General features: G+C 31.0%; 13 protein-coding genes, 1 pseudogene, 1 riboswitch and 2 other annotated features. Of the genes and pseudogenes, 2 read left to right on the top strand and 12 right to left on the bottom strand.

Annotated features, from left to right (window positions below; translation table 11 throughout):
- Window positions 1-106: 106 nt before the first annotated feature.
- From tenA to aroD, 5 genes are all read right to left on the bottom strand, one after another.
- A complete protein-coding gene (gene tenA, locus T473_RS0110550) occupies window positions 107-775 on the bottom strand; it encodes a thiaminase II (RefSeq protein WP_024621880.1) in 669 nt (222 codons plus the stop codon).
- A gap of 69 nt (window positions 776-844) precedes the next feature.
- Window positions 845-942: riboswitch (TPP riboswitch) on the bottom strand.
- A gap of 37 nt (window positions 943-979) precedes the next feature.
- Window positions 980-1,471 carry a TraR/DksA family transcriptional regulator gene (locus T473_RS0110545; RefSeq protein ID WP_024621879.1) on the bottom strand — a complete coding sequence of 164 codons (492 nt, stop codon included), beginning with the start codon at window positions 1,469-1,471 and terminating at the stop codon, window positions 980-982.
- Between the two features lie 171 nt (window positions 1,472-1,642).
- Window positions 1,643-2,638 carry a tryptophan--tRNA ligase gene (trpS, locus tag T473_RS0110540; RefSeq protein ID WP_024621878.1) on the bottom strand — a complete coding sequence of 332 codons (996 nt, stop codon included), beginning with the start codon at window positions 2,636-2,638 and terminating at the stop codon, window positions 1,643-1,645.
- A 29-nt stretch (window positions 2,639-2,667) separates the two neighbouring features.
- A complete protein-coding gene (locus T473_RS0110535; RefSeq protein WP_024621877.1) occupies window positions 2,668-3,363 on the bottom strand; it encodes a 5'-methylthioadenosine/adenosylhomocysteine nucleosidase in 696 nt (231 codons plus the stop codon).
- 66 nt (window positions 3,364-3,429) lie between these two features.
- Window positions 3,430-3,670, bottom strand: a binding site (T-box leader).
- A 63-nt stretch (window positions 3,671-3,733) separates the two neighbouring features.
- On the bottom strand, window positions 3,734-4,492 hold the full coding sequence (gene aroD, locus T473_RS0110530; RefSeq protein WP_024621876.1) for a type I 3-dehydroquinate dehydratase: 759 nt from the start codon (window positions 4,490-4,492) through the stop codon (window positions 3,734-3,736).
- Between the two features lie 264 nt (window positions 4,493-4,756).
- Here aroD and T473_RS16635 point away from each other — a divergent pair.
- Window positions 4,757-5,832 (top strand): annotated as a pseudogene (locus T473_RS16635) (M24 family metallopeptidase).
- 362 nt (window positions 5,833-6,194) lie between these two features.
- Window positions 6,195-8,147: a hypothetical protein gene (locus T473_RS0110520; RefSeq protein WP_024621875.1), complete on the top strand. Its 1,953-nt coding sequence runs from the start codon at window positions 6,195-6,197 to the stop codon at window positions 8,145-8,147.
- 318 nt (window positions 8,148-8,465) lie between these two features.
- Here the strand turns inward: T473_RS0110520 and ileS are convergent, their stop codons facing one another.
- The 7 genes from ileS to T473_RS0110485 all read right to left on the bottom strand — a co-directional run bounded on the left by ileS (window position 8,466) and on the right by T473_RS0110485 (window position 15,536).
- Window positions 8,466-11,576 carry an isoleucine--tRNA ligase gene (gene ileS, locus T473_RS0110515; protein ID WP_024621874.1) on the bottom strand — a complete coding sequence of 1,037 codons (3,111 nt, stop codon included), beginning with the start codon at window positions 11,574-11,576 and terminating at the stop codon, window positions 8,466-8,468.
- Between the two features lie 68 nt (window positions 11,577-11,644).
- Window positions 11,645-11,862: a binding site (T-box leader), on the bottom strand.
- A gap of 90 nt (window positions 11,863-11,952) precedes the next feature.
- Window positions 11,953-12,561: a DivIVA domain-containing protein gene (locus T473_RS0110510; RefSeq protein WP_024621873.1), complete on the bottom strand. Its 609-nt coding sequence runs from the start codon at window positions 12,559-12,561 to the stop codon at window positions 11,953-11,955.
- Between the two features lie 30 nt (window positions 12,562-12,591).
- Entirely contained in the window at window positions 12,592-13,377 is a 786-nt protein-coding gene (locus T473_RS0110505; RefSeq protein WP_024621872.1) for a YlmH family RNA-binding protein, read from the bottom strand.
- Window positions 13,378-13,380: 3 nt separating this feature from the next.
- Window positions 13,381-13,653: a YggT family protein gene (locus tag T473_RS0110500; protein ID WP_024621871.1), complete on the bottom strand. Its 273-nt coding sequence runs from the start codon at window positions 13,651-13,653 to the stop codon at window positions 13,381-13,383.
- Between the two features lie 18 nt (window positions 13,654-13,671).
- Window positions 13,672-14,130, bottom strand: a complete 459-nt coding sequence (locus T473_RS0110495; protein WP_024621870.1) for a cell division protein SepF — start codon at window positions 14,128-14,130, stop codon at window positions 13,672-13,674.
- A gap of 54 nt (window positions 14,131-14,184) precedes the next feature.
- Window positions 14,185-14,892: a YggS family pyridoxal phosphate-dependent enzyme gene (locus T473_RS0110490; RefSeq protein ID WP_024621869.1), complete on the bottom strand. Its 708-nt coding sequence runs from the start codon at window positions 14,890-14,892 to the stop codon at window positions 14,185-14,187.
- A gap of 8 nt (window positions 14,893-14,900) precedes the next feature.
- Entirely contained in the window at window positions 14,901-15,536 is a 636-nt protein-coding gene (locus T473_RS0110485; protein WP_024621868.1) for a biotin/lipoyl attachment domain-containing protein, read from the bottom strand.
- Between the last annotated feature and the right edge of the window lie 602 nt (window positions 15,537-16,138).

Here is a 16,138-nt window from a genome sequence, read left to right as displayed (position 1 = left end):
TGTTAGATAAATATATAAAGATAATAAATAATAATCACATCAAAATAACTAAAATTTAAAGAGGAATTCCATCCGGAATATCCTCTTATTTTTTGTAAAAGAAAATTTAATAAGACATCTTTTGTTTATAAGCCATATCCCAAAACAAATACTCCATTTGAACTCCCATCTCAAATATCTCTTCAAGCCTTATTAATTCTTCTTCAGTTTTGTTTTTACATTGTCTATCTATTTCATCATAGAACCAATCAAACGATTCTTTAAATTCATCTCCAGCATAACTTTCAATCCAAGATCTATAAAAGTTACCTTCCAAATTGTCTTTATACTGCTCTTTAAGTCTTGTAGCATAATCGTGGTAAGTCCAAGCACATGGAAACACTACTGCCAATATTTCTGTAACATCCCCAGTCTCTGCAACAGCCATCATATTTGATGTATATGCTCTGTTAAATAGAGATTGCTTTGCTTCCTCCACTTCTTCTGCATTTATTCCATATTCTTTCATGTACTCTCTGTGTAAACTCATCTCATTGCATAATATTCCGTATTGAGCTTCTGTAAACTTTGCCATAAGAAACTCACTTTTAGCTTTAATCGCACCTTTAGCAAATACTTTTGCGTATTCTAATAGGTATATGTAGTCTTGAATTAAATAAAACTTAAAAGATTCTTTATCTAAATTTCCACTTCCTAATCCTTGAACAAACGGATGATTGTATCCATCTTCCCATATCTTTTTTGTTTTTTCTTTAAGAGCTCTTGAAAATGACATAATAAATCTCCTTTTTATTGTATTTATAAAAAAAGCACCTTCCATTATATGGAAAGCGCCTTATAGTAATATACAAATTTTTCGCTTTCCTACGTTAGTATTAACTAACAGGTTCAAAGGGTCAGGTTTTAACCTTCTCAACTACTACAGTCCCCCTAGCAATGCTATTTTATTGTTAAGTTCATTATATCATACAAGATAAGTTTAATCCTCTAAATCATTGTTTTTGTTTAAATCAGTTAAGTCAGTAAGGTATTCAGAATAAAAATATTGCTTTTTATTTATTAAATTCTTATCTAAATCCCTTCTATCATCTGGATAATTATCCATTTCTTTTGCACACTTATTACATAAATTAGTCTCTGGGATAATATCGAGTCTATCTTTTTCTATACTGCTTTTACACTCTTCACAAGTTCCATAAGTTCCTTCATCTATACGGTCTAATGCTTTATCCACTTGATACAACCTTCCCTCTTCATGAGTTATAAGGCTATTTTGCATATCCTGCATAAATACATCTGTTCCTATATCTCCAATATGGTTGTCATAACTAGACAACTCACCAGACGAATACTTCTCACTAGTATGTTTTGTTGTATCTCCAAAAACAGTATTGTCTTCCATTTTACCTATTAATTTATTTAATTTATCTTTTTCATTTAATAGTTCTTCTTTGTATTTATTGAAATCCATTTTGCACCTCTACTCTGATATTTAAATTTTTATATAAATTTTTTATATATTAACTACTAATATAGAATAGTATGTGAATAATGCAATTTAAAAATACTAAACTTTTTACTTATTGATTAATAAGCAAATGATTTATGGCTTTATAAATATAACGCTTTTTTGTATTTATATCTAAAGAGAAGTAAATCCTACCTTTTTGTAGACTTTTCTTAAAGTTTTTACTGCTTTTCTTTGAGCCTTTTCAGCACCCATAGTGTATATCTCTTTAAGATAATCTTTGTTATCCAATAAGTATATATATTTCTCTCTTATAGGTCTAAGCGACTCTACAACAACTTCTGCTACATCTGCTTTAAAGTCTCCATAACCTTTACCTTCATACATAGCTACAATATCATCGACTGATTTTTCTTCTAAATTTGAATATATATCTATAAGATTTTTTAATCCCGGTTGTTCATCACTGTAATTTACAACTCCAACTGAGTCTGTAACACTTCTTTTGATTTTTCTTCTAATAGTATCAGCATCGTCAGCTAAAAGTATAAACGCATTTTCATCTGCATCTGATTTGCTCATCTTTTTAGTTGGCTCCTGTAAACTCATAACTCTTGCACCCTCTTTTGGAGTATATCCTTCTGGCACTATAAAAGTAGGTGAATATCTATTGTTAAATCTGTTTGCAAGATCACGAGCTAACTCAAGATGCTGTCTCTGATCTTCACCAACTGGGACCAAATCTGTTTGGTAAAGAAGAATATCTGCTGCCATTAGTACAGGATAAGTGAATAAACCAGCATTTAAGTTCGCTTCATTTTTTTGAGATTTATCTTTAAATTGAGTCATTCTGTTGAGTTCACCCATGTAAGTCATAGAATTTAAGACCCACATTAGCTCTAAATGCTCCTTTACATGTGACTGTATAAAAATTGTGTTTTTCTCTGGATCAAGTCCACAAGCTATATATTGAGCAAGAAGCTCCATTGTATTTGCTCTTAAAGTCTTTGCTTCTTGAGGAACTGTTATTGCATGAAGATCTACAACACCGTAGTAACATTCATACTCATCTTGCAATAGAGTCCAGTTTTTTATCGCTCCTAAATAGTTTCCTAAAGTCATCTTTCCAGATGGTTGAGCGCCACTAAATATTACTTTTTTTTCGCTCATTTTCTCGCCTCCTAATTTTTTATTTTAAATTATATTGATTTTAGCATGTTTAATACTATATCTTTTGAGTTATGTGCTGCTTCAATAACAAATTCTTCGTATGTAACATTAGCGCTATCATCAGCTTTGTCTGACATTGCTCTAATTATTACAAATGGAGTATTATTTAAATAACAAACATGTGCTATTGCCCCGCCTTCCATCTCTCCACAGTAAGCTCCAAACTCATCTACTATTGAATCCTTTAGCTCTCTAGATGCTATAAATATATCACCTGTAGCAATTCTTCCTTTGAATACATTGTGTTTTGTACTGTTAATTGATGAACTGTATGCGGCATCAATTAGTCTTTCATCGGCTTTAAATACAGAAGTCTCCATACGAGGTATTACTCCTTTTGGATAGTCGTATGCTATTGCATCAAAATCGTGTTCTACTGCATCAGTAGATATAACTATATCATTTACATCCAATTGGTCATTAAGGGCACCTGCAACACCAGTGTTTACTATTGCATCTGCTCCAAATTCACTTATAAGTATCTGTGCACAAAGAGCTGCATTTACCTTACCAATTCCGCATTTAACTAAAACAACATCTCTTCCTTCTATTATCCCTTGATTAAAAACTAAACTAGCTTTATTCACAGTTTTTTGTACTTCCATCAGCTCTAAAAGTATACTTACCTCTTCGTCCATTGCTCCAATTATTCCTATTGTTTTCATATACTAACTCTCCTTTTATCTTTTATTCCTCTTATTGTTTTTTTAATTAAAAAATCCGCCCTAAAAATATAGGACGGACATATCTCCGTGGTACCACCTAAATTGCATAGATTACTATGCCTCTCTAGTTCTGATCTAACGCTCAGCTACGATTTAAGCTAATTATATATTCACTATTTGCTGTTAAATATATGTTCACTCAATACCTCCAAGGTCCATTCATTAAATAATTCTTGCGAGATCTCATCATTCTCAGCTTTCTGTACTGATACTATATTTAATTACTACTCCTTTTCATAGGACTTATATTTTAATTTTTAATTATTTATATTTTATGATATGCTTTCGAGTTTAAATTGTCAACTGTATATTATTTTACATGTAATAAATCTAAGATATTTTTTAATTCCTTAACTTCAATCTGGCCTGGAGCACTTGTATCTTTAGCCGATCCAAATGTCATACAAGAACCGAATAATTCTCCTGATAACCTACTAATTACTCCCAAATGTCCCATAGAAATGGCAATTATCGGTCTGGTTGAATATTTCTGTTTCATTGAATTAGTTGCCTCTAAAAGCTTCAACACATCTTCTGAACTAATTGGCATAACTGCAACCTTAGGTAAATCAGCTCCTATCTCTTGCATTTTACAAAGTCTCGATATTATCTCATCTTTTGGTGGAGTTTTATCGAAATCATGGTTAGATACAATTACCTTTACGCCTACTCCGTGCGCTTTATCTATCAATTCTCTTATTTTAATTTCTTTGCTGAATAGCTCTATGTCTATTATGTCTACTTCACCGGTTTTTATTATATAATCATATAATTTGTAGTAGTATACCCCACTTACACTACACTCTCCGCCTTCTCTTTCGCTCCTAAAAGTGAACAGTAAAGGTATATTTTTCAACTCTTTTCTTATTTCAGATAGTGCTTTTCCTACTTTGTCTATACTATTAACCTCATCAAAAAAGTCTACTCTCCACTCTATTAAATCAGCATCTATAGACTTTAATATACGGGCTTCTTCTTTTAATAAATCGATATTTCTACCGATCATCGGCACACAAACTTTAGGTATTCCTTCCCCAAAAACAATATTTTTTACTATTACAGTGTTCATATTCTATTCCTCCGCTTGTTATCAAAATATTAACAACAAATACGATAACTTCGTTCAAAAGTTATCTTATATCTAAGCTTTACCCTAATATATCATAGTAATTCATCATAATACATATTTATTTTATAAACCAAAATTTAATATTAAATTATTCAAAATATTCCAATTATAATTATTACTTATATTTTTTATAAATCTATACTTTTTTCATATTATTAGTGATAAAATTGAAGTGTGGTTAATTATACTTAGGAGGAGAATTTTATGAAAACTCAAAGATTGAACGCAGTTTTAGAACAAATGAAAAAAGACAATCTAACTCAAATGTTAGTAAGTGATCCAACATCAATATACTATTTAACAGAAGAATTAATTCATCCAGGTGAAAGATTGTTATCGCTTTACTTAAATGTAAACGGAAAACACAAATTATACATCAATGGACTGTTCCCTATACATCAAGATCTAGGTATTGAAATCGTTTACTTCAATGACAACCAAAATCCTATAGAAATAATTGCTAAAGAAGTAGATAAAAATGCAACTATGGGAGTTGATAAAAACTGGCCAGCTAGATTCTTATTAAACTTAATGGAATTAGGCGGAGGAAGCAAATTTATAGATACTTCTTACATAATAGATACACTAAGAACATTTAAAGATGAAGAAGAAAAAGACGCAATGAGACTTGCTTCTAAATTAAATGACCAAGCTATGGCTAAACTTAAAGAAGCTGTAACTGGAGACCGTACAGAAAAACAATTAGTTGGTATACTATCAAATATATACGAAGACCTAGGAGCTGATGGATTCTCATTTGATCCAATAATTGGATTTGGGGCAAACGCTGCCAACCCACACGGAATGCCAGGAAAAGACCTTCCTAAACCAGGTGATACTGTAATTTTAGATATAGGATGTGTTAAAGACAACTACTGCTCTGATATGACTAGAACAGTATTCTACAAAGAAATACCAGAAAAAGGTAGAGAAATATTTGAAATAGTTCTTGAAGCAAACAAGAGAGCTATATCTATTATAAAACCAGGAGTAAGATTCTGCGACATAGATGCAGCTGCTCGTGACTATATAACTGAAAAAGGATACGGAGAGTACTTCACTCACAGAACTGGTCACTCTATAGGGCTTGAATGCATGATAAAGGTGACGTATCTGCTATAAATACTGATGAAGTTAAACCAGGTATGATATTCTCAATAGAGCCAGGTATATACTTATCAGGAGATCTTGGAGTTAGAATAGAAGACTTAGTATTAGTAACTGAAGATGGATGCGAAATACTAAACAACTATACAAAAGAAATATGCGTAGTTGGATAAAACTAGTACAAATATTATTAAAATCGGGAGACTTATGGTTTCCCGATTTTAATTTTTTACGATTTATTGGTAGATAAAATCTTTATTACTTCTCTATTCTTCTAACTCAAATAAACTAGCTATAAAATCAAGCCCAAATTAGGTATAATGATACTACTGGGGATTTTACTTGCAAGCCTGATGATAAAAATATTTTCTCTAAAATAGAATAATATCAAAGAAATTCATATAATGGATGGATGTATAATTAGCTTTTATGCAAACGGCATTCTACTTGCACAAAGTACTGAATTAATTTTTAAAATATGTCGAAATTACTAAGAATATTTTCTATTCTATAACTAAAAAAGTGAGGGAATAATATGTTGAGGTCTAGATACGAGATAGTTAAAGATATAAACAAAGAGTTTTCATATAAAGACTGGGGTATCAGAGTAACAAATGAAACTATATATTTCGATAAGTACAGAGATAAACTGATTTTGCAACTAAACATTCAAAATTGTTCTGATAAAAATATAAAAAAAGTAACTATAAAGATTAGATGTATTGACGAGGTTGGAAGAATTTTACCTGAAGAAATAAAGTATTCATATGATTTTATCAATATTAAGCCTGGAAATACATTTGGTGAAGATTACTCTATCGACCTTAAAAATAATCGAGTAAAAGACATTGAGTTATTTCTTGAAAAAATTGAGTTTAATGATCTAAGTTTCATTAAATATTCTAATAATGTAGCAATAGAATTCGATACTTACTCCAATGTGAGGAATAACTCTAAAACAGAAAATATTAATGATTTAAGTTTTTCTCTAAAACAATCAAATAAATATCCAGATTCAACTATTGATAATAAAGCTCAAATCATTAATAATAATTCTAAAAATAAGTTAAGCAATCAAAACAAAACTGAGCCTTATAAATCTAGAGATAATTATGAACCGCCTAAACAAAACAATCTGAAAAATAAGCCTCAAAAGATTAGTAAAGATCAACAGGATGTACAAAAAATCTTGGCATCAGAAAAAAGAAAAGCAGACAAAATAAGGAAATCTAGCTTGAGTACTAAGGAGAAAATCAAACTTGCAAAAAATAAATATAAAATACCTATAAAAGATGTATTTCCTAAAAATTATAGAAACACTGAGTCTAAAGATGACAAAAAAAAATCTAATGTTTTTGGAATTATAGCAGGAATTATATTCTTAGCTATATCTATATTTGATTTTGGATTTAGTTCTGAAGACAACTATATTACACCTGAAGATTACTATTATAGTATTGATAATATGGTTGAAACATTAAACTCCGGATATGATAATGTTAAACATATTTCTACTTCCAAGTATTCTCTTGGAGATTCTGATTCTTATTCCCAGACTGTATACATGCTTAAAAATGATGGTAGCGTAGTATATACAATTTCCGATGAAAATGAAGAACCTCTTTTCAATGAAGTTTTAGATTGGAATAATATTAAATCTATATCTTCAAAAACATCTCATATAGTTGGACTTACAAAAGACGGAACTGCTGTAGCATCTGGGTACAATGACTACTCTGAATGCGATCTCTACGACTGGAATAACTTAGTTGATGTTAAGGCTGGAGATGGTAATACAATCGGTTTAAAAAGCGATGGTACTGTTTTAATAGCTGGTAAACTTCTCGACGAAGAAAATTATGACAATTACCACTACAATAAAAATGATTGGGTCAATATATCTAGCATATATACATTAGCAGACTCTGTCTTTGGGCTAAAGAAAGATGGCACAGTTGTATCTGCTGGAGAAAATTTTGATTATATAGATGTGTCAGGATGGACCGATATAGAGAAACTCTACACTAATAGTGACTACGGTTTAATAGGTCTTAAAAAAGATAAAACGTTGGTATCACAAGGACATGATATATACAATGAAAATAGTATCTCTGATTGGAACGATATTGCAGATGTTTATTCAACAGAGACATCAATAGTAGCAACCAAATCAGATGGAACTGTATTAGTAAAAGGTTTCACTCTTCCTTCTGATGATATAGACATTTGGACCGATATAAAAAAATCGTCGACTGGAAAAATTGGCCCTAAATATGATTCAGATAATGTAACAGGAAATCAATATGTAATTGGAGTTAATCAAGATGGTTCAGTCTTAACCGCTTCTGATTTAGATGATAAATCTATATTTTCGGATTTAGAAAATTGGCATAACATCACAGATATCTATGTACTGGATGGGTGTGTCGTCGGATTAAATTCAGAGGGAAAGATATACGCACAAAATCTTATGAATATTAATAATTAAATTTATATATTTTAAAAAAGAAGCCTAACATCTTAAAGGAATTATACTAAGTCTAGATACCAAGGGTAAATTACTGGCATAAATTATGATACCTAATTTAACTAAAAAAAGTCAGGAAATCTAGTTTCCTGACTTTTTTATTTTATTCTTTATATTTGTATTCACCTTATATTTTTGATTTTTGCTTCTCAATTTTAGCCTTTACCAAAAAGATATTGACCTAACAAAAGTCATCGACTTGTTGAATGAGCGACAATCAATTTCGTACTGATAATATTGCCTTGTAGCGAACTCAACAATTACTGACTTTTATGGCAGTTATTTTTTAGTCACCTTTATTCCAGTCATATGGTCATTAAGATTTTGCTTCTCAAGTGTATCATCTTCTATTCTATTTAACTCTAAAGCAAGAGTTTCTGACTTGATGTAATCTTCAAAGTTTTCAACAGCTTTTGCTATCTCCTCATCAGCACAGTAATCAACAGTTATGTTGTCAAGAACCTCAAAGTCATTTGATTTTCTTAGTTGCTGTACCTTAGATACAAACTCTCTAGCATATCCTTCGTTTTTCAACTCATCTGTTATCTTAGTATCTAATATAACAAATAAGTTATTTTCAAGAACTACATTGAATCCTTCTTTTGCAGTTATGTTAGTAAGAACTGCTTCTTTTCCGAATTCAAAATTTTCACCATCTAAGTTTGCTGTTAACTTCTCTCCATTTTCAAGTTTTGATACAACTTCATGTCCGTCAAGCCCTTTTAATACCTTAGTGAAAGCACCTATTTTGCTTCCAAGTACTGGACCAACTTCCTTAAAGTTTGGCTTTAAGCTAAAGTTCATAAATTCTCCAAGATCTTTTTCGAATACTACTTCTTTAACATTAAGCTCTTCTTTGATAAGCTCAACTAAATCACCTATTAAAGTTTCGTATTTTCCATCAACTAGTACTTTTTGAAGTGGTTGACGAACTTTTATTCTTTCAGATTCTCTTGAAGCTCTTCCAAGTGTAACAAGGTCTTTTGCTAAATCCATTTTTTCTTCTAGTTTAGCATCTAATAGACTTTCATCAGCTTTAGGGTAGCTTGATAGATGAACTGATTCTTCTCCAGTTAAGTTTCTGTACAGCTCTTCTGCCATAAATGGTGCAAATGGAGCTATCATTTTACTTATTCCTGTTAACAACTCGTAAGTTGTGTTGTAAACAGCTTTTTTATCTTCTGTAAGCTCAGTAGCCCAGAATCTTCTTCTAGATCTTCTGATATACCAGTTAGATAAATCATCATTTATAAAGTCTAACATCATTCTCAGTACTTTATTTAATTCAAATATATCTAAATCTTTTTCTACTTGCTTTAATAAGTTGTTAAACTTAGATAGTATCCATCTGTCTAACTCTGGTCTATCTTTGTATCCAACGAAGAATTCACTAGGATCTACTTCATCCATATTTGCATATAGTGTGAAGAAATTGTACACGTTCTTCATTGTTCCTGTAAATTTACTTTGGATCTCTTTTAATCCTTCTTTATCGAATTTAGTTGGTGTCCATGGTGGAGATACATAAAGTAAGTAGAATCTTACAGCATCTGCTCCGTACTCTTCAAATAACTGCATTGGATCAACTGTATTTCCTCTAGACTTACTCATCTTCTTACCATCCTTGTCTAATACTAGATCAGGAACAAGAACTCTCTTGTAAGGTGCTTTGCCCATTACAAATGTAGATATAGCTAAAAGTGAGTAGAACCAACCTCTAGTTTGATCTATTCCTTCAGAAATAAAGTCTGCTGGGAATAATTCTTCAAATCTTTCTTTATTTTCAAATGGGTAGTGATGTTGAGCGAAAGGCATTGAACCACTATCAAACCAGCAGTCTATAACGTCAGTTACTCTAGTCATTGATCCCCCACACTTATCACATTTTAAATGTATATCATCGACATATGGTCTGTGAAGTTCTATAGTCTTTGGATCTACTTCTTCTATAGCTTTTTGAGCAAGTTCAGCTCTTGATCCAACTGATTCTATATGTCCACAATCACATCTCCAGATTGGGAATGGAGTTCCCCAATATCTACTTCTAGATATCGCCCAATCATTAAGATTTTCTAACCAGTTACCAAATCTCTTTTCTCCAACGAAAGCTGGGTACCACTCTACTGTATTGTTGTTTTCTATTAATTGATCTTTAAGTTTTGTCATCTCTATATACCAGCTTGGTTTAGCGTAGTATAGTAGTGGAGTTTGACATCTCCAACAGTGTGGATAGTTATGTTCAACTTTCTCTTTACTGTGTAGTTTGTTTTCTTTAGCTAGCCATTTGATTATTTCAACATCTAGCCCTTCCTCCATTACGAATTTACCTTCCCATGGAGTTGTTGTAAATTTACCTGTTTCATCGACTGGTTGTAAGACTGGTAACCCGTACTTTCTACCTAAATTGTAGTCATCTTCCCCAAAAGCTGGAGCTGTATGAACTATGCCAGTACCATCTTCTGTTGTAACGTAGTCGCCTAATGTTACAAAGAAAGCTTTCTTATCTGCTTCTACAAAAGGCATTAATTGTTCGTACTCGATATACTCTAAATCTTTTCCTTTTAATGTCTCTAAAACTTCATAATCTTCACCTAATACTTTATCCGCTAAAGCTTTAGCAACATAGTATACCTCTTCACCTTTTTTAGCTTTTATATAGTCAACATCTGGATTAACTGTTAAAGCTACGTTTGATGGAAGTGTCCAAGGAGTTGTCGTCCATGCTAAGAAGTACTCGTTGTCAGCACCTTTTCTCTTAAACTTAGCTACTAAAGTATTATTTTTTATTTCTTTATACCCTTGAGCTACCTCATGAGATGCAAGGCCTGTTCCACATCTTGGGCAGTAAGGAAGTATTTTGTGTCCTTCATAGATATAACCTTCCTTATTGAATTTATCAAGTATCCACCATACTGATTCTATATAGTCATTGTCAAGAGTTATATATGGATTGTCTAAATCAACTTCATAAGCCATTCTATCAGTCATTTTTCTCCATTGCTTTTCAAAAGAGAAAACTGATTCTCTACATTTTTTGTTGAATTCAGCTATACCGTACTCTTCTATTTGTTGTTTACTAGTTAATCCCAATTGCTTCTCAACTTGTATCTCAACTGGTAAACCGTGAGTATCCCATCCAGCTTTTCTCTTTACTTGGTAACCGCTCATTGTTTTGTATCTACACATTGAGTCTTTTAAAGTTCTCGATAGCACGTGGTGAACACCAGGATTTCCATTTGCAGTTGGTGGTCCTTCGTAAAATACATAACTTGGATCATTTTCACCTTTTTCTATAGTTCTATCAAGTAAGTTTATATTTTGCCAATAGTCAAATACCTTCTCTTCAGCTTGACTTGTTGTTCCATCAAATAGTTGCTTAAATTTTGCCATATATATCACCCTTTCTAATTGATCTTTAATAATTTTGGGAACTAAAAAAACTCGTCGCCTTATAAAATATAAGGGACGAGTTGTGATCGCGTTACCACCCTAATTCTAGACAATAGCCTAGCACTCTGGTATCTTTAACGGAATTACCCGGCACAGCTTAGTAGAAATTTATCGTTCAGCCTGCAACTTAGGAGTGATCTTCAACTTTATTAAACTTATTGGCTCTCAGCTAATCCAATTCTCTGTAAAATCTCTTAAAGTTTACTGTCTCCATCTTGGTCATTATTATCTATTAATGTGTATATTACGAAATTATATATTAAATTGTTTGAATAGTCAATACATTTTTTAAGATTTAAAAATTTTCAGTCAATTACTATAGTGTAGTAGCTGCTTCATCATCTATTTTTTTTGATTTTTTAAGCTTTATATCTTCAGATAAGGAATCTGTATTTGATATTTTTTCAAGATCTTTTAAACTAGTATTTTCATACTTATAAACGGCAGTTCCCTCAAATACATTTCCACAATTATCATCTACATCGTAAAATATTTCGTCTATACTTCTAGTTTCATCTTCAAGAAGAGATTTGAATTTATTTCTAAAGATCTTAAATTCTTTTACTAGAGAATCGTACTCTTTTCTTATTTCAACGACACGATTGTTGGCTTGCTCTATAATCTGTCTAGATTTTAAATCTGCTTCCTCTACAATTATCTTAGCTTTCTTATTTGCAGCACTACAAGTATCTTCAGCAGTGCTTTGAGCAGTTATTAAAGTAGCCTTTAAAGTCTCCTCAATATTTTCGTATTTGTTTATTTGATCTCTATACAGATCAACTTTTTCTTTTAAGTTTCTGTTTTCATTAGTAAGTTGTTCATAATCTTCTTTTACTATATCTAAAAATTCATCAACGTCTTCTTCTCTATAACCTCTAAGCCCTTTTTTGAACTCTTTGTTCTCTATTTCTATTGGAGTTAACATCGATTTTCCTCCCTGCTACAATAATTATTACTAAACAAGTAGTTTCGCTTTTAATTTGAGGCGTCCCTTTTTTGTTAGTTCACCTATATCTTCTATCTCAACCCTGCCTTTTCCTCTAACAGAAATCAAATCTCCGCTTTTTATTGACTTCGATTTAGAGGAAATGCTCTCAAAGTTTACATGAACTTTATTTGCACTTATATATTTTAGACTGTCCTGCCTAGATATATCGTATACCGCACTTATAACACAATCCAGCCTATCCGATTGAACAGTCATACTCTTCTCTTTATATTTATGGTCAGACACGATAAGATCATCCCTTGAAATCTCCGTTACCTTTACAGTATTTCTAGAGACTTTTTCTAAATTCATAATCATAAAATCACAAATTTCCTTGTCAACTACCACCTGACAAAATTCATCATGTATAATTATGTCCCCTATTTTTTCTCTTTTGATACCTAGATTTAAAATTGCACCCAAATAATCTTTATGTGAAATACTCTTGAATTTAAAGTTACCTTCTACTTGTAAAAATCTTATTCCTGCTTCTACATCGTCACTTTCCATATAGTAAGGGTAGATTGATACTACGCTTCTCTCGGCTTCATTATATCCGCCATCAGTCCCGAATTTTATATCAGTATACGAATTTAAAATCGAAGTGGCATTTGTTACTTCAAATGGATTCATAAATTCAGTAAACCTTACATCGTAGTTTTTCATACAGCTGTTTGCTTTATCTATAACTTTAAACATCTTGTTTTTTAAATCTATATCTCTTATATGATTAGTTAATGTTAGCTTGTCCATAGTTTAGCTAAAAATAGATATTATTATTCTTTCTATAGCAATCAACACTAATATCGCAATCATAGGAGAAAAATCTATAGGCCCATTTGTGTATCTATACATTAAAGATCTTATCGGATTTTCTATCGGGTAAGTCAAAGTATCTAAAAAATCATAGATTTTACTTTGTCTTCCACCCGGAAACCAAGTCATTAGACTTTTAATAACTATAGCCCAAGTCAAGACTTGCAAAAGTTTCAATAAGATATTTAAGATAGTAAACTGTAAACTTCCCATGTTTCAACCACCTTTTTATTATTTATTTTGCCAAGGGAAAAATGCTTTGCTCTCTAACTCTTTTTTCATATTAGCGTCTATATCAACGTTATTTGGAGCTAATATAAATATAGATTTAGATACCTTTTGTATACTTCCATCTAATACATATACAGCACCGTTCATAAAGTTAAATATAGATTTACGAACTTCTGTACTCGCTAAACCTTCAAGGTTAACTATAACAGCCCTTCTTTGTTTTAAATGATCAGCTATTGTAGCAGCATCATCGTAAACTTTTGGCTCAACAATTACAACCTTCATTTGATTTGCTGTATGTAGGTTAACTATTTTGCTTCCCTTAGAAGCGTTAAATGCGTTGTTTAAATCCTCTTCCCCAAGAACAGATTCTACGCTTTCTTCGTATTCTTCTTCTACAAACTCTTCATCTTCCTCAACTATCCAATTTTTGAATTTTGATATTATTCCGTCTCCCACTGTTACGACCTCCTTAGTTAATATGATTCATATTTTTATCTATTTTATACTATTTTACTTATTTATGCTATAATCTCTTTTTCCAAATATCGAAGTTCCTACTCTTACGATAGTAGCTCCTTCTTCAATAGCTATATTATAGTCATGACTCATCCCCATAGACAAAACATCCATATCGACATTTGGTATATTTAGATCTTTTATCTCGTTTGATAGTTCTTTTAGACCTTTGAATACGCTCCTTACTTCAATTTCATCTTCAGTAAATGGCGCCATTGTCATCATGCCTTCAATTTTTATATTTTTGAAGTTATTTGAAACTTCCTTTACAAAATCTACTACATCTTCTCTATATATACCATGTTTAGATTCTTCTTTAGAAATATTAACCTGGACTAAGCATTTGATAGTCCTGTCTACTTTTTCAGCCTGCTTTTGAATTTCTTTAGCTAGAGAAATTCTGTCCAAAGAATGTATCATATGTATTTTATCGATTATATACTTAACTTTATTTGTCTGTAAAGAACCTATTAGATGCCACATTACTTTGTCCCCTATAATGTCGTACTTTCTAACTAGCTCTTGCGGTTTATTTTCACCAACTTCTGTAACCCCATTTGCCATAGCTTCTTGAATAGCATCGGTTTCAACAGTTTTTGTAACGGCTAGCAGAGTAACTTCATTTTCAGACCTATCTGCTTTATTGGCAGCTTCTTTAATAGACTTTCTAATTTCGAACAAATTATCTTTAATAGACTCCATTTTACCACCTACTTTATTCTTATATTTGTGTTTATACTATTAGGTTTTAAAATGATCCTATTGTGCAAACTTACTGTATCTATCTTTTCTTTTTCGTTTTTATAGTAGTCTACGTAAACGTAATCCTCATCATCATGAATAATGTTTTTTAGATATTTTAATTTTGCACGATGGTATTCTTCCTCTACAACAAACACACCTTGCTTATTATTTTTAATTTCAACAGAAGTCTTAGGTATTCTAAAACAGTCTATATGCTTATATATTATATCAAATTCTTGCTCTCTTGTACTGTAATTTACAACATTTTCGTCATTTATTTTTAATCTAAGCATGTTTTTCCCACTATTAGGATAAATTTTGTATACAATTGCATCAATATCTACTCCATTATACTTTATTTCTACTCTTTGACCTTCTTCGTATGTCTCTATACTTTTGTCATCTAAATACACCGTTAAAAAAGTTTTTTCACTATTTAAATCTTTTTCTATCATACCTTTTACGGTGTTTTTCAAATCGTATTCTTTAGCTTCAACTGTCAAAAGATCCACATTTTTACCGATCAAAGCTACTACTACATTAAAAAACAAGTATAAAATTAACCCTAAAATTAAAACCTTAGATTTGTTGATTTTTCTCAATGTCTCTCCCCCTAGTAAGAGCATACTTTTAAGTATTCAAACTATAGATTGTAGTTACTATAAGCCATATCTAGAAATTATCTATTACTTCCAAAATAATTGACCTTTGTGAAATAAATACTTCTTCTTACATAAATAGTTCTTCTTTTTAGCATGTTTTCCTTTGTGAAATAATTTACTAATTCCTCCTTTATCTGACCTATTTTAACTCTATATCTTTCTATATTTCTTCAATCCTCTTTATTCGTGTTAATATAACATAAAAAACTTATTCTATTTCAAACAATTTTTTATTTGTATAAATTGTTTGAATGTGCTATCTCATTGTTATTATGATATGTAATAATATAGGCAACATAAAAAGCCCCTTACTGGGGCTATTATTATAAACAATTTTCTCATTAAAAACTATTAATTCTTTAATTGTTATGCTTATGCCATCATTCAGATAACTTCTTTAAGCATATATATTTTCATCGATTGTTTCGTCCATTAATTTAATAGATTAAAGTAAAGTCTTTATTATATTTTTAAAGGGGCTTTCTCACAAAAAATTCATATCTGAGAAACCCCTTCAAATTTACATTTTAATTATAATATCT

It is taken from the genome of Clostridioides mangenotii TR (assembly GCF_000498755.1).
GTDB lineage: Bacteria > Bacillota > Clostridia > Peptostreptococcales > Peptostreptococcaceae > Metaclostridioides > Metaclostridioides mangenotii_A.
This window is presented reverse-complemented; position numbering and strand designations above follow the sequence as displayed.